The organism is Bradyrhizobium sp. CCGB01, from assembly GCF_024199795.1.
GTDB lineage: Bacteria > Pseudomonadota > Alphaproteobacteria > Rhizobiales > Xanthobacteraceae > Bradyrhizobium.
On record NZ_JANADK010000001.1, the window covers coordinates 3,165,345 to 3,186,496 of the forward strand.

Consider the following 21,152-nt stretch of genomic DNA (forward strand, 5'->3'; position numbering starts at 1 on the left):
GGAGAGGCGCATGGGCGAGGGCGCAGCCGAGGAAAACGACCAGACAGGCAGGGCACAAGCCCAGCGCCGCCTTGCGCAATGGGTCCGCGACTATCGCCGTCTGCCCGGCATTCCCGACGAGTTTCTGGGGCCGGACGGCGCCCCCCGCGCGGTCTGGAGCCGCTTCTTCGATGCCTTCGGCGCGCTCGCGCCGGATGAGATCGAGCGGCGGTTCGGCATGGCCGACCGCCATTTGCGCGAGGCCGGCGTCACCTACCGCGCGCCCGGAGACAGCGCCGACCGGCCGTGGTCGATCAGTCATCTGCCGCTGCTGATCGACGAGGCCGACTGGAAGCAGCTGTCCGCCGGCATCACCCAGCGCGCCGAGCTGCTCGAGCTCGTGCTGCGCGACGTCTATGGCGAAGGGAAGCTGGTCGCCGAAGGCGCACTTCCGGCCGCGGCGATCGCCGGCAGCCCCGAATATCTCCGCGCCGTCTGCGGCGTGCCGCCGCCGGGCGGGCGCTACCTCTCGCTCTATGCGGCCGATGTCGGCCGCGGGCCCGACGGGCGCTGGTGGGTGCTCGGCGACCGCACGCAGGCGCCGTCGGGGGCGGGCTATGCGCTGGAAAACCGCCTGGTGCTCTCGCGCGCCTTCTCCGATCTCTACAAGTCGATGAACGTCCCGCGCGTCGCGCCGTTCTTCGAGGCGTTCCGCGACAGTCTTCGCGCGCGGGCGGACCGCGACGAGCCACGCATCGGCGTGCTCTCCCCCGGTAGCTTCAGCGAAACCTATTTCGAGCACGCGACGCTGGCGCGCTATCTCGGCTTCCTGCTGGTCGAGGGCGACGATCTCGCCGTCGCCGACAACCGTATCCACATCCGCACCGTCGCCGGGCTGAAGCGGCTCGACGTGCTGCTGCGCCGGGTCGATTCCAACTCGCTCGATCCGCTCGAGCTCGATGCCTCCTCGCGGCTCGGTGTCCCCGGCCTGATCGACGTGCTGCGCAAGGATGGCGTAGTCGTCGCCAACATGCCGGGCTCGGGCGTGCTGGAGGCGCGTGCGATGCTCGGCTTCCTGCCGGCGCTCAGCCGCCGCCTGCTCGGCGAAGAGCTGAAGATGCCGCACATCGCGACCTGGTGGTGCGGCCAGCGCATCGCGCGCGACGAGGTGCTGTCGCGGCTCGACGAGGTCGCGATCGAGGGCGCCTACCGGCGCGGCGTTCCCGGCTTCGAGAGCAACGGTCCGGTGCTGGCGAGTGAGCTCGATGCCGCCGGGCGCCAGCGCCTGATCGACGCCATCACCGCGCGCGGCATGGACTATGTCGGCCAGGAGGTGGTGCGGCTCTCGACCATGCCGGTGTGGGAGCAGGGACAGCTCACGCCGCGTCCCTTCGTGCTGCGCGTGTTCGCGGCCGCGACGCCCGACGGCTGGGCCATCATGCCCGGCGGCTTCTGCCGGATCGCCGAGCAGGCTGATGCGCGCGCGGTGTCGATGGGCGACGGCGCCCGCGCCGCCGACGTCTGGGTGGTCTCTGAGAAGAAGGTCTCGACCGCGACGCTGCTGCCGGCGACCGACAAGGTCCGCATCCGCCGCATCGCCGGCGTGCTGCCGAGCCGTGCCGCCGACAATCTGTTCTGGCTCGGCCGCTATCTCGAACGTGCCGAAGCAACGCTGCGTCTGGTGCGCGCGCTGGGCTCGCCGAGCGGGCCCAACAAGGGAACCGCGGCCTCGCTGCAATCGGCCGAGCGCATCCAGCGCCTGCTGGTGGCCTGGGGCGCGATCTCGCAGGCCTCGCGCACGGCACCGGGGCGCATCGTCGCCGAAGCGCTGCAGAGCGAGGAGCGTTTCGGCTCGGCGCTGTCACTGGTACGCGCGGCGCAGCGCACGGCAACCTCGCTGCGCGAGCGGCTGTCGCCCGATGCCTGGCAGGTCATCACCGAGATGACCGACCGGCTGGCCTGGGAGGTCGAGGATGACGACAGCGTGGTGAGCGCGGCCGAGCTGACCTTGCAGGAGCTTGCGAGCTTTGCAGGGCTGGCGCAGGAGAACATGAACCGCGCCGCCGGCTGGCGCTTCCTGGATATCGGCCGCCGCACCGAGCGCGCCATCAACACCACGCGCTTTGCGCGCCAGTTCGCCTATGACGAGGCCGGCGACGAGGATCTCGATATCCTGCTGACGCTGGTGGATTCCCAGATCACCTACCGCTCGCGCTATCTGCTGGCGCCGATCCTGGCGCCGGTGCGCGATCTCGCGGTGCTCGACAGTTACAATCCGCGTTCGGTCGCGTTCCAGGTGACGATGCTGAACGAGCACATCGCTTCGCTCCCGAGCCTGAAGGAGCACGGCCTGATCGAGCAGCCGCAGCGGCTCGCGGTCGCGGTGCAGGCGATGCTCGCGACCGCCGAGGCCGAGAAGCTCGAGGTCAAGGCCCTGTTCGCGCTGGAGCAGGACCTGCTCAGCCTCGCCGAGGCGATCGGGCTGCACTACTTCCCGCACGGCCCCAATGCCAGCCGGCCCGAAAAGCTGACGGGGCTTGCGTGATCTACGACATCAGGCACGTCACGACATATGAATACGAAAGTCCGGTCAGCTTCGCCCGCTGCACGCTGCGGCTTGAGCCGAGGAGCGGCAATGGTCAGGAGTTGATCTCGCACCACGTCGAGATCCGTCCGCGCCCCTCCGAGCGCAACGTGCGGCGCGACTTTTTCGGCACCCTGACCGAGAGCGTCGTGATCGAAACCGCGCATCGCAATCTGCGGATCGACTCGCGCTCGCGCGTCTCCGTCTCGCGACGGCCGCCCGCGCGCGATGCCGCCAGTCCGTCCTGGGAGAGCATCCGCGACATCGCGTTTGAAGCGACCAGCCTCGGGCCGTGCTCGCCGGTGGGCTATGTCTTCGCAAGCCCGCTGGTGCCGGTGCTGCGCCCCGTCAGCGCCTATGCGGCGACGAGCTTTGCGCCCGGCGCGGGCATCCTTGCCGCCGCGGCCGATCTCATGCATCGCATCCGCACCGAATTCCGCTACGATCCGAAGGCGACGGTGATCTCGACGCCGCTCGGCGAGGTCTTCGACAAGCGGCACGGCGTTTGCCAGGACTTTGCCCATGTGATGATCGCAGGGCTGCGCGGGCTCGGTCTGCCGGCGGCCTATGTCAGCGGCTATCTCCGCACCGTTCCACCGCCGGGTCAGCCGCGCTTGCAGGGCGCCGATGCCACCCATGCCTGGGTGTCGCTGTGGTGCGGGGCCGAGCTTGGCTGGGTCGATTTCGATCCGACCAATGATTTGCTCGTGGCGAACGACCACATCGTGCTCGCGGTCGGTCGCGACTTCTCCGACGTCTCGCCGGTCGACGGCATCATCGTCGGCTCGCCGAAGCAGAAGCTCGGCGTCGCCGTGGACGTGCTGCTGGTGGAATGACGGCGGGTTTTGCCGGCCTGGCGTCTTCTGCTCCAGGGTGTGTCATGTGCCAACCACAACCGTGATGGCGCAGAGCACAACAGCAACATATTTCCGTAATTTCGTCCCGGGGTTTGGTCACTTGGCCCAAGATGGGCTATGCTGGCTGTCGCGTCGAGGACACGAATGAGACGTCGGGAGCTGACGTGGGACACCACCGACAAGCGGGGCTGCATCCATGATGACGTTACCGAGGCTGGCGGCTGAATCCCTGGAGAAGTTGCTGGGCTCGTTCATGCGTCGCAGGTACGACGATTCCTATGCCAGGGTGGTGGAGGCCTCGACGCGCACCGCGATGGAATGCATCGGCAATAGCGACGCGCTCTATCACAACATCGAGCATACGATGCTGGTGACGCTGGCAGCCCAGGCGATCATGCTTGGCCGCAATCTGCACACGCACCTCGATGCCGAGGACTACATCCATATTCTGATCGCCTGCCTTGCGCACGACATCGGCTATGTCCGCGGCCTGTTTCCGGAGGACGACGAAGACGGTTTCGTGGTCGACGAGGCCGGCACCAAGGTGTCGCTGCCGCGCGGCGCGTCGGATGCCAGTCTGATGATGTATCACGTTGATCGTTCGAAGCTTTTCGTGCGACGGCGGCTGCCACCGATCCGCGGTATCGACAGTGAACGCGTCGCCCGCGCCATCGAGGGCACCCGCTTCCCGGCCCGTGAAGGCCAGGAGTATGACGACGAAGCCTCGATCCTGCGGGCCGCCGACTTCATCGGCCAGCTCGGCGATCCCAATTATCTGCGCAAGGCCAACGCGCTCTATTACGAGTTCGAAGAGGTCGGCATGAACCGCCAGCTCGGCTACGACTCGCCCGCCGACATCGTGAACCGCTATCCACAGTTCTATTGGAATAGCGTCGCACCGCACATCCAGACCGAGATCGGCTATCTCAACAAGACCGAGATCGGCCGGCAGTGGATCGCCAACCTCTACAGCAACGTGTTCCGCGCCGAGCGCGACATCTCGCTGTCGGGGCCGCAGAAATAGGCGGCCGTCGCGGTGCCGTAGCCCGGATGAGCGAAGCGATATCCGGAGCCGGTGGCGCTGCATCCCGGATGTCGCTGCGCTCATCCGGGCGACGGTCTCTCGCAATCCGTGAGCAAATCATGCAACAAAAAACCATCTCCACGGACGTCCTCGACATCGCCTATCTCGAATACGGCGCGCCGAATGGCTGGCCCTGCATCATGGGCCACGGCTTTCCCTATGATGTGAACGCCTATGCCGAGACCGCGCCTCTGATCGCGGAAGCGGGCGCGCGGGTGCTTGTGCCCTGGTTGCGCGGCTACGGGCCGACCCGTTTCCGCTCCGCCGAGACGCTGCGCTCCGGCGAGCAGGCCGCGCTCGGCGCCGATCTCCTGGCCTTCATGGATGCGCTGCGCATCGAACGCGCGGTCGTTGGCGGTTACGATTGGGGCGGCCGCGCGGCCTGCGTCGTCTCGGTGCTGCATCCCGAGCGCGTGATCGCGCTGGTCTCCGGCAATTCCTACAACATCCAGAACATCGCGAAGTCCATGGAGCCGGCGTCACCGCCGGAGGAGGCGGCGCTCTGGTATCAATATCTCTTCCACAACGAACGCGGCCGCCGTGCGCTGGAGCGCAACCGGGCCGGCTTCGCCCGCCAGCTCTGGTCGATGTGGTCGCCGCAATGGGCCTTCGACGACGCGACGTTCAAGACGAGCGCGGCGTCGTTCGACAATCCTGATTTCGTCGATGTCGTGATCCACTCCTACCGCCATCGCTACGCGCTGGTCGAAGGCGATCCAGCCTATGCCGCGATCGAGGCAAAGCTCGCCGCGCAGCCCCAGGTCCGCGTCCCCACCATCGCGATCGACGGCGACAGCGACGGCGTCAATCCCGGCACCGCCCATCATGCGCGCAAGTTCGAGGGTTATCTCGAGCGGCGCGTGTTCGCCGGAGCCGGCCACAACCTCCCGCAGGAGCGGCCCGCCGAATGGGCGCAGGCCGTGCTCGACGTCAGGCAAGCAGCAAAATCCTCATCCTGAGGAGCCCGCGGAGCGGGTTCGAAGGATGAAGGCCCGGCTGCCGCAGCCGGGCCTGCATGGTTCGAGACACGCCTTCGGCGCTCCTCACCATGAGGGTCTCAAGGCGCGTCCCACCGATCGGCCACCCGCCAACCTTCCGATTTTTCCTGATCTCGGGAACCTTTTCCAATCGCAGCCGTCCAAGCTGTGGGGCCGCGTCCGGTTGCGGCTCGTTGCAGGGGAGGTTTTGGATGACGTCGCAAGTGCGCAAGCTGGAACGTGTCGCGGTCGCGCAGGCGCCGAGCGATCGGCCTGACAGGGCGGAGGTCGAGCAGGCGGTCCGGACCATGATCCGCTGGGCCGGCGACGATCCCGCGCGCGACGGTCTGCGCGACACGCCGGATCGGGTCGCACGCGCCTTCGAGGAGTATTTTTCCGGCTATGCGCAGGATCCCACGGAAATCCTGCAAAAGACCTTCGAGGAGATCGAAGGCTATGACGAGATGATCGTGCTGCGCGGGGTTCGGTTCGAGAGCCATTGCGAGCACCACATGGCGCCGATCGTGGGCCGCGCCTGGGTCGCCTATATTCCGCAGGGGCGCGTGGTCGGCATCAGCAAGCTTGCGCGCGTGGTCGACGTCTATGCAAAACGCCTCCAGATCCAGGAGAAGATGACGGCGCAGATCGCCAACACGATCAACGACGTGCTGAGGCCTGAAGGCGTCGGCGTCATCATCAAGGCGACGCATCACTGTATGACAACGCGCGGCGCGCACAAACCCGGGACCGATCTCGTCACCAGCCGCATGCTGGGCGTGTTCCGCGACAATGCGCTGACGCGACAGGAGCTGTTGGGGCTGGCCAATTCGGACGACTGATCCGCAAGGAGACGACGCCATGACCGAGGACAACAAGCCGAGTGGACCCGACCTGACCAAGGGCGTGTCGCTGACGGAGTTCAAGGACGGCAAGCTGCTCGGCCATGTCGGCGAGGAGGATGTTCTTCTGGTGCAGGCCGGCAGCGAGATCTTTGCGATCGAGCCGGCTTGCAGCCACTACCACGGCCCGCTCGCCGAGGGATTGGTGGTCGGCGACACCATTCGCTGTCCCTGGCATCACGCCTGCTTTTCCCTGCGCACCGGCGAGGCCACCCGTCCGCCGGCGCTGAACGCGCTGGCGGTGTGGGAGGTCTCGCGCGATCGCGACAGGATCATCGTTCAGCGCAAGCGCGAGGCAGCGAAGCCGTCGGCAGCTCATCGCAGCGCGCCGACGCCGGAAAAATTCGTCATTGTCGGCGGCGGCGCGGCCGGTTTTGCGGCAGCCGAGACGCTCCGGCGCGAGGGCTTTGCCGGCGCCATCACCATGCTCAGCGACGACGGCGCGATGCCGGTCGACCGTCCCAACCTCTCCAAGGACTATCTCGCCGGCAACGCACCGGAGGACTGGCTGCCGCTGCGGGGCGAGGATTATTATCAGGACGCGGGCATCGATCTCAGGCTCAAGACGAGCGTTGCAGCGATCGAGCCGAAGGCGCGCAGCGTGACGCTGGGCAATGGCGACAAGCTGCCGTTCGACCGGCTGCTGCTCGCGACCGGCGCCGAGCCGGTCAGATTGCAGATTCCGGGCGCGGACCAGCCGCATGTGCACACCTTGCGCTCCGTTGCCGACAGCCGCGCCATCATCAAGGCGGCCGGCGGTGCCAGGCGCGCGCTGGTGATCGGCGCCAGCTTCATCGGCCTCGAAGTCGCGGCCTCCTTGCGGGCGCGCAAGCTCGAGGTGCATGTGGTCGCGCCCGAGGAGCGGCCGATGCAGAAGGTGCTCGGTCCCGAGATGGGCGATTTCGTTCGCGCGCTGCATGAAGAGAACGGCGTGAACTTCCACCTCGGGGACACCGTCGAAAAGCTCGACGGCAGACGCGCGACGCTGAAGAGCGGCGGCGTGATCGAGGCCGATCTCGTCGTGGTCGGGATCGGCGTCAGGCCGCGCCTCGCGCTGGCCGAACAGGCGGGCCTTGCGGCCGACCGCGGCGTCAGCGTGAGCGAATATCTCGAGACCAGCATCGCCGGCATCTTCGCGGCTGGCGACATCGCCCGCTGGCCCGATCCGCATTCGCGGCAAACCATCCGCGTCGAGCACTGGGTGGTGGCGGAGCGGCAGGGCCAGGCCGCGGCGCGCAACATGCTCGGCAGGCGCGAACGTTTCGATGCCGTGCCGTTCTTCTGGTCGCAGCACTACGACGTTCCGATCAACTATGTCGGACATGCCGAGAGCTTTGACGACATTGCGATCGACGGCAGCATCGACGGGAAGGACTGCCTGCTGAAGTACCGCAAGGGCGGGCGCGTGCTGGCGGTCGCTTCAATCTATCGCGATCTCGACAACCTCAAGGCCGAGCTCGAGATGGAGCGCTCCCGCGGCTGAAAACGCCGCATTCGATCTTGATTTAGGTCAATGTTGCTGCCGCCGGCGGCTGCTCTGCTGGCTGTCGACCCGGAGCGGCTCGTGCTATCCTGGCGTGTGCCTCCGGGCTTCGCTTGCAGGAGTGGCGTCATGACAACTGCTTCGGATACTTCCCAACATCTTGGTCTTGGCTCGGGCATCGCGGCGTTACATGCCAAATGGGGCTGGATCGTCGCGCTCGGTGTCGTCTACCTCATCGCCGGCTTCGTCGCGCTCGGCAGCGTGGTGATGGCGACGGTGGCGAGCGTGATCGTGGTCGGTGCCATGATGATCGTCGCCGGCGCGGCGGAGATCATCGGCGCGTTCCAGATGAAAAGCTGGGGCAAGTTCTTGATCTGGGCCTTGCTCGGCGTGCTCTATGTCATCGCGGGCTTCCTGACCTTCGAGAACCCGCTGTTCGCGGCAGTGCTGCTGACGCTGTTCCTGGGCGCGTCGCTGATCGCCTCGGGCGCGGTCCGGCTGTTTCTCGCCTTCAGCATGAAGCGCGAAAGCCCGTGGGTGTGGGTGGCGCTGTCGGGCGCCATCACGCTGCTGCTCGGACTGCTCATCGTGGCGCGCTGGCCGGTGAACAGCGTCTATATCCTCGGCCTGTTCCTCGGCATCGACCTGATCATGGCGGGCGCCGGCTGGGTCAGCCTGGGCTTCAGCCTGCGGCGGCGCCGCTAGCTACCAGCAACTCGACGCAAGACCGTCTTGCGGAACTCCGCTGAGCTGATGCGCTGACAGAAAAGCAGCACGCTGCGCGCTCGGGTCGCGCGGACGATCATCACTGGGGAGAAACCATGAAAGCTGCTTTGGCCCTGGCCGCAGCGCTGGCTGCCGCCTGCCTGTCCACACCAGTCTCCGCGCAAAAGTCCTACGGTCCCGGCGTCAGCGACACCGAGATTAAGATCGGCAACACCATGCCCTATAGCGGCCCCGCATCGCCGCTCGGCATCACCGGCAGGGTCATTTCGGCCTATTTCGACGAGGTCAACGAGAAGGGCGGCGTCAACGGTCGCAAGCTCAACCTGTTGTCGCTCGACGACGCCTTCTCGCCGCCGAAGACCATGGAAGCCGCGCGGCGCCTCGTCGAGGGCGATGGTGTCGCCTTCATCTTCGCGACCATGGGCACGGCACCGAGCTCGGCGATCGCGAAATATCTCAACAGCAACAAGGTGCCGCAGCTGTTCCTGATCAGTTCGGCCTCGAAGTGGAACGATCCCGCCAACATGCCGTGGTCGATGGCGCTGCCGTGGGCGCCGAACTACACCAGCGAGGCCGCGATCGACGTCGCCTATGCCCGCGCCAAGAACCCGAATGCGCGCTTTGCGGTGCTCTACCAGAACGACGACGCCGGCAAGGAGTATCTGCGCGGCGTCAAGGAAGCGCTCGGTGCCGACGCAGACAAGGCGATCGCGATGGCCTCGAGCTTCGAGGTCGCCGATCCCACCGTCGATTCCCAGGTGCTGACGCTCGCGAGCACCAAGGCCGACGTCTTCATGATTTATTCGGTGACGCCGCGCGCCTGCGCGCAGGCGATCCGCAAGGCGCACGAGGTCGGCTGGCAGCCGACGCGATTCCTCGCCTCCGGCTGCGCCAACAAGGCAACCGTGATGGTCCCCGCCGGTCTCGATGCCGGCAAGGGCGTGCTCTCGCTCGGCTCGCTCAAGCCGTTCGTCGAGGCGCCGAAGGACGATCCGGCGATGACGGCCTATATCGAGTTCATGAAGAAGCGCCTGCCCAATGCCGACATCAACAACGTCGCCGGCCTCTATGGTTACACCGTCGCCGAGGCGCTCGTCGTCCTGCTCAAGCAGTGCAAGGACAATCTGACGCGCGAGAACATCATGGCGCAGGCGTCCAACCTGAAGAACGTGCCGCTGTCGCTGCTGATGCCCGGCATCACGCTCAACACCACCCCGCAGGATTTCCGCCCCATCAAGGACGGTTATATGCTGCAGTTCGACGGCAATGACTGGATCGTGGCGAGCGAGCTGCTGCGCGGGACGTGAGGGGCGACCGACAGGCTCTCTCCGCGAGTTCGCAATCGTAGGGTGGGCAAAGGCGCCCATGCGCCGTGCCCACCACCTCTCTCGGTCGCAAAAAATGCGTGGGCACGCTTCGCTTTGCCCACCCTACGATACTGACGCGCGGCGAAGCGAACAGGAGACCACGATGGACTTTCAACACTCCGCCCGTTCGCTGGAGCTCCAGGAGCGCGTCCGCCAGTTCATGCGGGTGCATGTCGAGCCCGTCGAGGAGCTCTATTACGAGCAGGTCAAGCCTGAGGCCACGCGCTACAAGACGCCGCCTGTGCTCCAGGACCTGAAGCGGCTGGCGCGGGAGCAGGGGCTCTGGAACCTGTTTCTCTCCGGCGAGCATGGACCGGGCCTGACCAATCTCGAATACGCGCCCGTGAAGGAGATCATGGGCCGCATCCTCTGGGCGCCCGAGATCTTCAACTGCTCGGCGCCCGACGTCGGCAACATGGAGGTGCTGGCGAACTACGGCACGAAGGCGCAGCAGGAGCGCTGGCTGAAGCCGCTGCTCGACGGACGCATCCGCTCCGGCTTCTCGATGACGGAGCCGCAGGTCGCCTCCAGCGACGCCACCAACATCCAGTGCGAGATCAGGCGCGACGGCGCCGACTACGTCATCAACGGCCGGAAATGGTTCACCTCAGGCGCGATGAACGAGGATTGCGAGATCCTGATCGTGATGGGCAAGACCGCGCCGGACGATCCCGACCGCCATCGCCAGCAGTCCATGATCCTGGTGCCGAAGGCGACGCCGGGCGTGCGCATCGTCCGCGACATGCTGACCTACGGCTACGACGATGCGCCGGTCGGCCATCCCGAAATCGTCTATGAGAATGTCCGCGTGCCCGCGGAGAACATTTTGCTCGGCGAGGGCCGCGGCTTCGAGATCGCGCAAGGCAGGCTCGGCCCCGGCCGCATCCATCATTGCATGCGGCTGATCGGCTGCGCCCAGCGCGCGCTGGAGCTGATGTGCCAGCGCGCGGTCTCCCGCGTCGCCTTCGGCAAGCCGCTCGCCGAGCAGGGCTCGGTGAAGGAGGACATCGCGCACTCCTTCTGCGAGATCGCGCAGGCGCGGCTGCTGACGCTGCAGGCCGCCGACAGGATGGACCGCGAGGGCAACAAGGCCGCGCGCGACCTGATCGCCGCGGCCAAGATCGTGGTGCCCAGCATGGCCGCCCGTGTCATCGACCGCGCCATCCAGATCCACGGCGCCGCCGGCGTCTCGCAGGACACGTTCCTCGCCCGCGCCTATGTCTACGCCCGCTTCATCCGTATCGGCGACGGGCCGGACCAGGTGCATCTCGCCGCCGTCGGCAAGGAGCTGATCAAGCGCGGCGGGGTGATGGCGGGGTAGGAGTTCCGCGCCCGCGACAGCAATTCTTGCCCGATTGGCCCTGAACAGCATCGTTTCAGGCCGTTGCGGGATTGTTTCGGATCATTGTAGCACAATAGTAACTACTCCTGATTGAGAGTGGCGCCGATCACGCTTTGTCAGGTTCACGCAGGTGAATGAGAATAGATCGCCTGCGCTCAAGCAAGGCGCCCTTGCCCTGCCGGGAGACGACTTCAGCACGCGTCAACGCTGGCTGGTCGTGGCCGCGATCCTCCTGACGGCCTTGCTCGTCCAGATACCCGTCATTCTCAATGCGGATCTGGGCTGGCTTCTCACCGTCAACGAGAAGATCCTGGACGGCCGCAAGCTCGGGATCGACCTCTTCGAGTCCAATCCGCCGCTGTCGGTCTACATGTACATGCCCGGGGCGCTGCTCGCACGAATGACCGGCATTGCACCCGAATTCATCGTGATCGTCCTGGTGATCGTCGAGATCGCCGGCGCGCTTTTCGTGATCGATCGCACCGCCGCGGTGGCAAGGCTGGGCGCTCGGGAGAGGAGTTTTTCGACCTGGTCCTTTGCGTTCCTGCTCGCAATCCTTCCGGGCGCGATCTTCGGACAACGTGAGCACATCGCCGTCATCGCGCTGACCCCCTTTATCGCCGTCACCGCACTGCGCTGGCGCGGGCTCGATCCCGGCCGGCTCGCGATCCTCGCCGGGGTGGGCGCCGGGTTGGCCATGAGCATCAAGCCCTTCTTTGCCCTGGTGGCAGCTCTCCCGATCATTCTCGGGGCCGTCCGCCAGCGCTCTTTCAGGCCTCTGTTCCCCCCTGAGGCATGGACGGCCGCGGCTGTCGTCATCGGTTACGGGGCAGCGGTCGCGGCCTTCTTTCCCGCTTATTTCTCCACCTATGCTCCGATGGTCGCCGAGGCCTATCTGCCGATCAGGAGGGAGCTCGGCAGCCTGCTTCCCGTCCCGATCGCCGTGATCGGCGCTTCGCTTGGATTCCTGCGCCTGCTCGGTCCGCAAAATCTCAGAATGGGGAGCAACGCCATTCCCTGGCTGGCCGCATCGGTGGGCGGCGCCGCGAGCTTCCTGCTTCAAGGCAAGGGGTGGCCGTATACGGCTCTCGCGCTGTGTCTGTTTGCGATTGCGGGGCCGCTGCTGCAGTGTTGCACAAAGACGTTGCGGGCGCCCATCGTCATCGGCGGCCTTGTAACCGTCGTTGCCATCGGGCTCTATCTGTCGTCGCCCGCCCCGGGATTTCCGCCGCTGCAGGCGCGCGTCGATGCCCACGTGAAGCACCCGCGGCTGCTCACGATCACCGACCACATCGGCCTCGGGCATCCGCTCGTCCGTCAAATCGACGGCATCTGGGTGGGCAGCTCCTGTGCGCAACTCCTCTCGGCAGGCGCAATCCTGCGCCTGAACAACTCGCAACCGACTGAAGCCGAGCGGGCAAGACTGGACGGCATCATCAATTTCGAGCGGCGGCAATTGCTGGCGGACCTGCAAGGTGGCCGCCCGAATGTCATTCTCGTCGATACCAGTCTGCTGAGCTCGTTCCCGTTCGACTGGCTGGCCTGGGCCAATTCCGATCCCGAGCTTCAGAAGGAACTAAGCCGTTATCGCGAAGTCGAAGACGTCGGGCGTGTTCGCATCTTCGTCGATCAATCGGGATCCTAGCTGCGTCTTCTTCGCGTTTCGTGATGGCGGAGCGCATCGACGATCACCTTGAACGCCGCGGAGTTCTGCCGCGAGGTCGGATAATAGATGTAGTAGCCGTCGAACTCCGGCGACCAGTCGTCGAGCACGATGACGAGCTCGCCGGACCGGACCTGCCGTGCCACCATGTCTTCAGGGAGATAGGCAATGCCGAAGCCTTTCACGGCGGCGTCGATCATCGCACGGGAGTCGTTGAAGGTCAGCTGCCCCTCGACGCGCACCCTGAGGTCGGGACCGTTCCTGGCGAACTCCCAGACATAATGTCCGCCGGCCGCCGCGCGCCGCTTGATGCAGACGTGCTTCAGGAGATCCTGGGGGTGCTTCGGTCTCGGATGCTCTTTCAGGTAGGCAGGCGAGGCGACCGCGACCAGCCGCCAGTCCGGGCCGATGCGCACCGCGATCATGTCCTTCTCGACGCTCTCGCCGAGGCGGATGCCGGCATCGAAACCGTCTTCGACGATGTTGCGAAATGCCGTGTCGAGGCTGAACTCGACCTTGATGTCGGGATATTTCTTCAGGACTGGCGCCAGCTTCGGCCAGACCGCTTTTTCGAGCGCATGATCCGAGAGCGTCATCCGGATGGTGCCCGACGGCTTGTCGCGCAGGGACATCAATGCCGCGATATCGCGCTCGATCTCCTCGATGCGGGGCGCAACCGATTGCTGAAGCCGTTCGCCAGCCTCGGTCAGGCCGACGCTTCGCGTCGTGCGCGTGAGGAGCCGCAGGCCCATCTGCGATTCGAGGCGCTTGATCGTATGGCTGAGCGTCGACTGCACGACGCCCAGTTTCGCAGCGGCCTTGGTGAAGCTGCGCTCGCGGGCGACGGCCACGAAGGCCAGCAGATCGTTGAAGTCCTGAGCTGCCATGGCCGTCACTATTCATGGCCAGCGTCGATTAATGCAAGCAAATTATAGCGGCTAATCGAACGCCGCCCCGGGCTCTATGTGTCGCCGTGAACAGCGCCAGCCTGGGCGCTTTGCGACATGGGATTGCCGATGGACGTCACAGCCGATCAAGAAACGAGGCCGGCAGTGGCCGCATGGAGTGCGGTTTTCGCGGTGGCTCTTTGCGCCTCGATGCTCGTTGCATCCGAGTGGATGCCCGTGAGCCTGCTCACGCCGATCGCGGACAGCCTCCGCCTGACGGAAGGGCAGGCCGGGCAAGCGATCTCCGTGTCGGGCCTCTTCGCCATCCTCACCTCTCTCTTCATCTCGGCTGCAACGCGCGGCATCGACCGGCGATCCGTCTTGTTGTGGCTGACCGGCGTCACGCTGGTCTCCGGTGTCGTCGTGGCCTTCGCGCCCAATTACCCGGTCTTCATGATCGGGCGCGCCCTCGTCGGCATGGCTGTCGGCGGTTTCTGGTCGATGTCGGCCGCGACGATGATCCGCATCGTGCCGACCAAGGACGTGCCGCGCGCACTTGCGCTTCTCAATGGCGGCAACGCTCTCGCAACGACGATTGCCGCGCCACTCGGCAGCTTCCTCGGCCAGTACATCGGCTGGCGTGGCGCGTTCTTCTGCGTCGTGCCGATTGCAGCGCTGACCCTGCTTTGGCAGTTTTTTACGCTGCCGAGGATGCCGAGCCGGGAGCGCGCGAGCGCGGCAGCGGCCTTCAAAGTCCTGCGCCGTCCCAACGTGCCCTACGGCATGCTCGCAGCGGCGCTGTTCTTCCTCGGACAGTTCTCGCTCTTCACCTATTTGCGGCCCTTCTTCGAGACCGTGACGCGTGTCGACGTCACGACCATTTCGGCGCTCCTGCTCGTCATGGGCGTTGCCGGCCTCATCGGCACGTCGCTGATCGGATTTGTGATCCGCCAGAGCCTTTATGCGTCTCTCGTCTTAATGCCGTTCGCCATGGCGCTGATGGCGGTCGCGCTGACGGTGTATGGCGCCTCGCTTGGCGCCACGGCGACCCTGATGCTGCTCTGGGGTTTCATCGGCACGGCGGCGCCCGTAGGGTGGTGGACGTGGCTCAGCGAGGCGTTGCCCGACGATGCGGAAGCAGGCGGCGGCCTGATGGTGGCGGTCGTTCAACTCGCGATCACCGCGGGTGCCGCGGGCGGCGGCGTGCTGTTCGACAGCAGCGGCTATCGCGCCACCTTCCTGTTCAGCGCCGTCATCCTCGCTCTGTCATCGACCGTCATTCTGGTTGGTGCGTTTCGCCGCAAGGCGAAAGCCGACCCGCAATGCACGGCGTGTGTCTCGGCGAGCCCGGCTCGGTGACGCAGCGTGGTCGGGGAACGTCTGTCGGAAGCGAGCGTGCCCCCACATTGGAACAACCGCAGCAAGGAGGCATGAGATGCAGATAAGGCAAGTCGGCTCCCAACCCTCAGTACGGGGTAAGGAGCCGATCAGGCGCGACGGGGTGATGGGGTCGGCAGCGCCGGCTGAGCGCCGGCGCTGATCGCGATCCTACTGGGGGGACAGACCGACGGTTGTCGATGCCTTTGCGACGGGCGGCGGATTCCATTTTCCGGTCAGCGCCTCCGACTTCGGGCCGTAGAGCCGCATGGTCAAATTGAACGGTCCCTTCGGCGCGGGCAGCCAGTTGGCCTCCTTGTCCTTGCCCGGGCTCTCATTCTGGAAATAGAGGTCCAGCGAGCCGTCGGCATTGTATTTGAACGGCATCCAGCTGCTGACCGCAAACCGGTTCAGCGCGTTGCCGACCTGGAACCCGTCCGGATCGTAGAGCGTGATCGACCAGAAGGCGTTGACCGGCGGAGCTGCGCCCTTCTCGAACGTGATCGTGTATTTGTTCGCACCATCGAGCGGCCTGCCGGATTCGTCGCCGACGTTGAGCGGATAGATCGCGTCTTCCGGCAGGTTGGCGCCGAGCCCGACTTGCGCGACGATGGCGCGCTTCAAATAGTAGTTGCCGTACACGCCCATGGTGTCGGTATTCATCGACCAGCCGTTGGCGACACGCGCCAGCGTCGGGATCTTCCATGCCATGAGTTTCTGCGCAACTTCGGGTGCGGTTTGCAAGCCCCGTTGCACGGCCGGATCGAGCTTGGCGATGTCGAAGCTCTTGCCGGGCTCGATGCCGATCCGCTTCATTTGCGCGATGATCGGCTCGTCGGTGACGTGCGGCGGGTGCAGCTTGAGCAATTCGGCCGCATAGGCGAAATACGCACCGGCCGCCATGGTGTCGACCTGCACCTTGGGCGGCGTCTTCATGTCGATGCTCGGATCCGGCTTGAATTCCACCGGCTTCGGCGTCTTGCCATACTCGGACAGCGCAACGACCTTGTAGCCGGACTGGATCTTGTGGACCGCGGCGTAGTCGTCCGGACCGTCCGTCTTGGTGCGGCCGACGACCCAGACATAAGGCGTCGGTGCGTCGATGCGCTGGGTGTCCTTGGGCAGCTTGAATTCCTCGGCGAACCTGTCGCGCAGGTCGGGCCGCCAGCCCTGAGGTGCGACCAGGAACGTTCCGGCCCGCGTGCCGGTCGTGCGCCAGCCCGGAGACGCGAACACGTCGGTCCACATGTCGAGCATCGGCATCAGGTAGTAGCGTCCATCGGTATCCGGCACCGAAACGACCACCGGCTCCTTGGTCAGATCCAGCCAGGAGACGGAGTAGAGGGTGTCGAAGTTGGGGCGGACGACGCCCTTGAAATTCGCCGGAGGATATTCGGGAATATTGACGAAAGTATTCGCCGGGCCCTTGAACTCGTTCGCGGCGTTGGTCGATTGCTTGCGCGTGACGTCCATTGACAGGATCGGGTAGAAATAGACATAGGCATCCACCGCGATCGCGTGAGCCTCCTGCTCGGTGAGTGCAGGCGCGGCACTTTGCGCGAGCGCCCCCGATGCAATCAGGGTGGCGATGCAAAAAGGCAAAGTCTGTTTCAGCAAGACACGATGCATTTCAAGTCTCCCTTACCGATGCGCACTGAGGGAAGCTGCACTGTCGGGCGCGGCCACCCGTTTGTTTTTGGTAACGACCGCGGCAGATATCGGGGCCCGCGCTACCCTTGGTTCGCACGGTTTCCATCCTCGCTTGAACGAGGCGGCAGGCCCCTTGACATAAATCAACGTCGTTGGGCGGCTGTTGCTGTGAGCCCCGAAGCGGACGGCTTGATCTAGATCAATCCTTGGCAAGTCGTCCTGTCTCACATGCAGGCCCGCACAAGTGCTCGCGGCCCAAAACCTGCGTTCAATGCCTTGTCTGCCGCAAGCCATACAGGTGCTGCACCGGAGGAGAGGGATCGTGAAAACTTCCGCGCTGTTGCTCTCTGCCGCGACACTGACGATATTCACCATGGCGCCGACGTCGGCACAGCAGACCACCGGCGCGCCGGGCTCGCCCGGCGCCACGACGACGATCGACGGAAAATATCTTCCGCCTCCGCCGCCGAAATTCGGCGGCGAAATCAATCTTCAGGCCAGTCAGTCGAAGCCGTATTGGCCTGCCCAAGTGGTGCCGCCCAAGGGGGCGCCCAATGTGCTGCTGATCATGACCGACGATCAGGGCTATGGAGTATCCGGGACCTTCGGGGGCGTCATCCCGACGCCCGCTATGGATCGCATCGCAAACGCCGGACTGCGTTACACGCAGTTTCACTCTACCGCTCTCTGCTCTCCGACACGGGCAGCGCTGATCACGGGCCGCAACCATCACTCGGTGGGCTTCGGCGTCATCACCGAAATGTCCACGGGATACCCGGGATATGACTCCGTCATCGGACCGGAGAGTGCCACCGTCGGCACGATCCTGAGAGCGAATGGTTTTGCGACGGCGTGGATCGGCAAGAACCACAACACGCCGAGCTATCAGCTGAGTTCGGCCGGGCCCTTTGATCAATGGCCAAACGGAATGGGGTTCGATCACTTCTATGGCTTCATGGGCGGCGAAACCGACCAGTGGACGCCATTTCTCTTCCGTGACCAGACACAAGTCTTCCCATGGGTCGGACGCCCCGGCTACAACCTCACCACTGACATGGCGGACGATGCCATCAACTACTTGAAGGGGCTGAACGACGCCGCGCCCGACAAGCCGTTCTTCATCTATTACGTGCCCGGCGGCTCGCACGCGCCGCACCAGCCTACGCCAGAGTGGATCAAGAAGATCAGCGACATGCACCTGTTCGATCAGGGCTGGGAAAAGCTGCGCGAGACAATCTTCGCCAATCAGAAGCGGCTTGGTGTCATTCCGGCGAATACCCAGCTCACGCCGTGGCCGGATGGCCAGCCCGAATACGGTGGAGCGAAGCTTCAGAAATGGGACACGCTCAGCCCCGACGAGAAGAAGCTTTTCATTCGTCAGGCGGACGTTTTTGCGGCCTATACCGCCTACACCGACCACGAAATCGGCAGGGTCATTCAGGCCGTCGAAGACGCGGGCAAGCTCGACAACACACTCATCATCTATATCAGCGGCGACAACGGCAACAGCGCTGAAGGCTCGATCCTCGGCACTCCGAACGAAATGGCCGCGATCCAGGGCGTCAACATTCCGGTCGCGGAGCAGTTGAAGTTTTACGACGTTTGGGGTTCCGACAAGACCACGCCGCACATGGCCGTGGCCTGGACCTGGGCCTTTGACACACCCTTCAAATGGACCAAGCAGGTCGCGTCGCATTTCGGCGGCACCCGGCAAGGCATGGCCATTTCGTGGCCCGGCCAAATCAACGACGTGGGCGGTATCCGCACGCAATTTCATCACATGATTGATGTGGTGCCGACGATCCTCGAAGCCACCGGCATTCAAGCGCCGGTGATGGTCAACGGCGTTGCTCAGAAGCCGATCGAAGGCGTCAGCATGGCGTACACCTTCGACAAGGCCAACGCGAACGCCCCGTCGGCCCGACGGACGCAATATTTCGAGATGGTCGGCAACCGTGCGATCTATCACGACGGCTGGCTCGCGGCGACCACGCCGCCTTCGCCGCCCTGGGACCTCGGCTTCGGCAAGTTTCCGGATGTCGTCAACGGCTACACTTGGGAACTCTACAATCTCGCCGAGGACTATTCGGAGAGCAACGACCTTGCCGCCAAGATGCCGGACAAGCTGCGCGACATGAAAGAGCTCTTCATGGTCGAGGCGACGAAATACAACGTGTTCCCGCTGGACAACAGCTTCACGGCGCGCGCAGCCACGCCACGGCCAAGCTCGACCGCGGGCCGGACCGAGTTTACCTATTCGGGTGAATCGTCCGGTCTTCCCTACAGCAGCGCCCCCGACATCGCTGGCAAGTCCTATTCGATCAGGGCCGAGGTCAATATTCCGTCGGGTGCCGAAGGCATGATCAACACGCTCGGCGGTCGTGGCGGCGGCCACGGACTCTACTTGCTCAAAGGCAAGCCGGTCTTTGTCTATAACTTCTTCGACGTGCAACGATTCCGTTGGGAAGGTCCGGAGGCGCTCGCTGTCGGCAAGCACACCATCGTGTTTGATTTCAAATACGATGGCCGCGGCTTCGGCAAGGGTGGCACGGGCGTCCTCTCGGTGGACGGAAAGGAAGTCGTCAGGCGGACGATCCCGCACACCATTCCGTTTGTCGAGACGATCTACGAGACCTTTGATGTTGGCGTAGATACTCGCACGGGCGTCGACGACAACGATTACCAGCCGCCATTCCGCTTCACCGGCAAGATCGACAAGTTGACGGTCAAGCTTGTCCCCCTGAAGGCTGCGGAAGAAAGGCAGCTCCAGCAAAAGGTCCAGGAGACCAGGAACAAGGCACAGTAAACCGTAGCAATGGCATTTGGCTTTGCTTGACCTCGAAATGCGAGCGAAGCGATCGGAAGAGCGTCAACTCGAATTGGTTAAAGCGGCGCATTCACCGTTCGACTGCAAAGATGCGCCAATCTCCGGGGACACCTTTAAGCGCATGGTTGCCGCGGTCACCAAAACGCAAGCCGGATCCCGCCACCAGGTCCTTGACCGTGCTCGACACTAACACCTCGTTCGCGCCGGCGAGCGCGGCAACACGCGCTCCGATGTGAACGGCAATGCCACCGATATCATCGCCGATCAATTCGCACTCGCCGGTATGAAGCCCGGCGCGGACTTCAATGCCCAGCGACCTGATTTCGTCTGCAATGGCACAGGCGCAGCGCACGCCACGCGCAGGACCGTCGAAAGTAGCAAGAACGCCGTCGCCGGTGCTCTTGATTTCATGGCCACGGAAGCGTGAGAGGGTGCGCCGTATCGCCGTATGATGAATGTCAAGGAGGTCGCGCCAGCGATGGTCACCGAGCGCGGCGGCCTTCTCGGTCGAGCTGACGATGTCGGTGAAGAGCACCGTGGCAAGTACGCGGTCGACCGCGACGGGCGCACGCGAGCCGGTCAGAAATTCCTCGATAGCGTCGGCGATATCATCGGCATTGTCGCCGACGAAGGGGAGGTGGTCGATCCCCGGGAGCTCGAGATAACGAGAGCCTGGAATATGCTTTGCGAGAAACCGGCCGCCCTCGATGCTGACGTTCCTGTCGCCCGTCCGGTGGATGACGAGGGTCGGGACCCGAATCGTTGAGACAATGCCGCTGATATCATTCAAACGGTTCATGCGCGCGTACGCTGCGGCTCCAGCTGGGCTATTGGACACGCGCTCGTTCTTGCCCCACCAGCGTTTGAACGCCGAGTCGTTCACGCGGGAGGGTGCAAACCTTGCCACGCTGTCGCCGCTGCCCCAGTCACGTTCGATATAATCGAGAACTTGCTCCAGCGTCCTCAGAGTAAATTTCGAGGCCGGATAGGCGTTGCAGAGCACCAGCGCGCAGCAACGACTGGGATACGTCGCCGCGAACAGCGCCGACATCGTGCCACCTTCTGAAATGCCGAGAAGCGCTGCCTGTTCCATGCCGGCAGCATCCATGACCGCACGCAGGTCATCCATGCGCTGGTCAAGGCCCGGCAAGTCAGAGACCCGATCCGACAGGCCCGTGCCGCGCTTGTCGAACATCACCACCCGGGCGTAGCGCGCCAGGTGCATTAGCCAACGACTCACCTCCGGTTGGTCCCACCAGTGCTCGACATTCGTAAAGGCCGGCGGAGCGAAGACAACATTGATTGGACCCTCGCCGAACACTTGATAAGCGATATGAACGTCGCCGCTCTTGGCGTACCGGGTGTCTGGCTGCATTGACGACCCCACGCTTGCCGGGGACTTCCTGGCCGGCGGGAATTATAGCAGCAGCTAAGATTGTAGGAAACGGCT

General features: G+C 64.6%; 15 protein-coding genes. 12 read left to right on the forward strand and 3 right to left on the reverse strand.

Going from position 1 to position 21,152, the window contains the following annotated elements; all coding sequences use genetic code 11:
- Positions 1–10 precede the first annotated feature (10 nt).
- The 10 genes from NLM25_RS14510 (at position 11) to NLM25_RS14555 (ending at position 12,943) form a co-directional block, all read left to right on the forward strand.
- On the forward strand, positions 11–2,524 hold the full coding sequence (locus NLM25_RS14510; protein ID WP_254137381.1) for a circularly permuted type 2 ATP-grasp protein: 2,514 nt from the start codon (positions 11–13) through the stop codon (positions 2,522–2,524).
- Positions 2,521–3,399, forward strand: a complete 879-nt coding sequence (locus NLM25_RS14515) for a transglutaminase family protein (RefSeq protein ID WP_254137382.1) — start codon at positions 2,521–2,523, stop codon at positions 3,397–3,399. Before NLM25_RS14510 ends, NLM25_RS14515 begins: the two co-directional genes overlap by 4 nt.
- Positions 3,400–3,616: 217 nt before the next feature.
- Positions 3,617–4,444, forward strand: coding sequence for an HD domain-containing protein (locus NLM25_RS14520; RefSeq protein WP_254117548.1), 828 nt, complete (start codon positions 3,617–3,619; stop codon positions 4,442–4,444).
- Between the two features lie 119 nt (positions 4,445–4,563).
- Complete coding sequence (locus tag NLM25_RS14525) at positions 4,564–5,463, forward strand: alpha/beta fold hydrolase (protein ID WP_254137383.1); 900 nt, start codon at positions 4,564–4,566, stop codon at positions 5,461–5,463.
- Between the two features lie 230 nt (positions 5,464–5,693).
- Positions 5,694–6,320 carry a GTP cyclohydrolase I FolE gene (gene folE / locus NLM25_RS14530; protein WP_254117550.1) on the forward strand — a complete coding sequence of 209 codons (627 nt, stop codon included), beginning with the start codon at positions 5,694–5,696 and terminating at the stop codon, positions 6,318–6,320.
- Positions 6,321–6,339: 19 nt separating this feature from the next.
- Positions 6,340–7,863 carry an FAD-dependent oxidoreductase gene (locus tag NLM25_RS14535; protein ID WP_254137384.1) on the forward strand — a complete coding sequence of 508 codons (1,524 nt, stop codon included), beginning with the start codon at positions 6,340–6,342 and terminating at the stop codon, positions 7,861–7,863.
- Between the two features lie 129 nt (positions 7,864–7,992).
- Positions 7,993–8,568 carry an HdeD family acid-resistance protein gene (locus NLM25_RS14540; RefSeq protein WP_254137385.1) on the forward strand — a complete coding sequence of 192 codons (576 nt, stop codon included), beginning with the start codon at positions 7,993–7,995 and terminating at the stop codon, positions 8,566–8,568.
- 116 nt (positions 8,569–8,684) lie between these two features.
- Positions 8,685–9,896, forward strand: a complete 1,212-nt coding sequence (locus tag NLM25_RS14545) for an ABC transporter substrate-binding protein (RefSeq protein ID WP_254117555.1) — start codon at positions 8,685–8,687, stop codon at positions 9,894–9,896.
- 163 nt (positions 9,897–10,059) lie between these two features.
- The gene (locus tag NLM25_RS14550; RefSeq protein WP_254117557.1) at positions 10,060–11,277 is read left to right on the forward strand and encodes an acyl-CoA dehydrogenase family protein; all 1,218 of its coding nucleotides are present in this window, start codon (positions 10,060–10,062) and stop codon (positions 11,275–11,277) included.
- 238 nt (positions 11,278–11,515) lie between these two features.
- Positions 11,516–12,943: a hypothetical protein gene (locus NLM25_RS14555; RefSeq protein WP_254137386.1), complete on the forward strand. Its 1,428-nt coding sequence runs from the start codon at positions 11,516–11,518 to the stop codon at positions 12,941–12,943.
- Here NLM25_RS14555 and NLM25_RS14560 read toward each other — a convergent pair.
- Complete coding sequence (locus NLM25_RS14560; RefSeq protein WP_254137387.1) at positions 12,940–13,848, reverse strand: LysR family transcriptional regulator; 909 nt, start codon at positions 13,846–13,848, stop codon at positions 12,940–12,942. The two genes, NLM25_RS14555 and NLM25_RS14560, sit on opposite strands and share 4 nt — an antisense overlap.
- Before the next feature lie 129 nt (positions 13,849–13,977).
- Between NLM25_RS14560 and NLM25_RS14565 the strand changes: the two genes are divergently transcribed.
- Positions 13,978–15,207 carry an MFS transporter gene (locus NLM25_RS14565; protein WP_254137388.1) on the forward strand — a complete coding sequence of 410 codons (1,230 nt, stop codon included), beginning with the start codon at positions 13,978–13,980 and terminating at the stop codon, positions 15,205–15,207.
- A gap of 189 nt (positions 15,208–15,396) precedes the next feature.
- Here NLM25_RS14565 and NLM25_RS14570 read toward each other — a convergent pair whose 3' ends face one another.
- The gene (locus tag NLM25_RS14570) at positions 15,397–16,854 is read right to left on the reverse strand and encodes a DUF1254 domain-containing protein (protein WP_254137389.1); all 1,458 of its coding nucleotides are present in this window, start codon (positions 16,852–16,854) and stop codon (positions 15,397–15,399) included.
- 394 nt (positions 16,855–17,248) lie between these two features.
- On the opposite strand from NLM25_RS14570, the gene NLM25_RS14575 reads away from it, so the two are divergent.
- Positions 17,249–19,681 (forward strand): arylsulfatase, encoded by a 2,433-nt coding sequence (locus NLM25_RS14575; RefSeq protein ID WP_254141179.1) that lies wholly within the window; start codon positions 17,249–17,251, stop codon positions 19,679–19,681.
- 91 nt (positions 19,682–19,772) lie between these two features.
- Here NLM25_RS14575 and NLM25_RS14580 read toward each other — a convergent pair whose 3' ends face one another.
- Positions 19,773–21,077, reverse strand: coding sequence for an adenylate/guanylate cyclase domain-containing protein (locus tag NLM25_RS14580; RefSeq protein WP_254117567.1), 1,305 nt, complete (start codon positions 21,075–21,077; stop codon positions 19,773–19,775).
- Positions 21,078–21,152 lie beyond the last annotated feature (75 nt).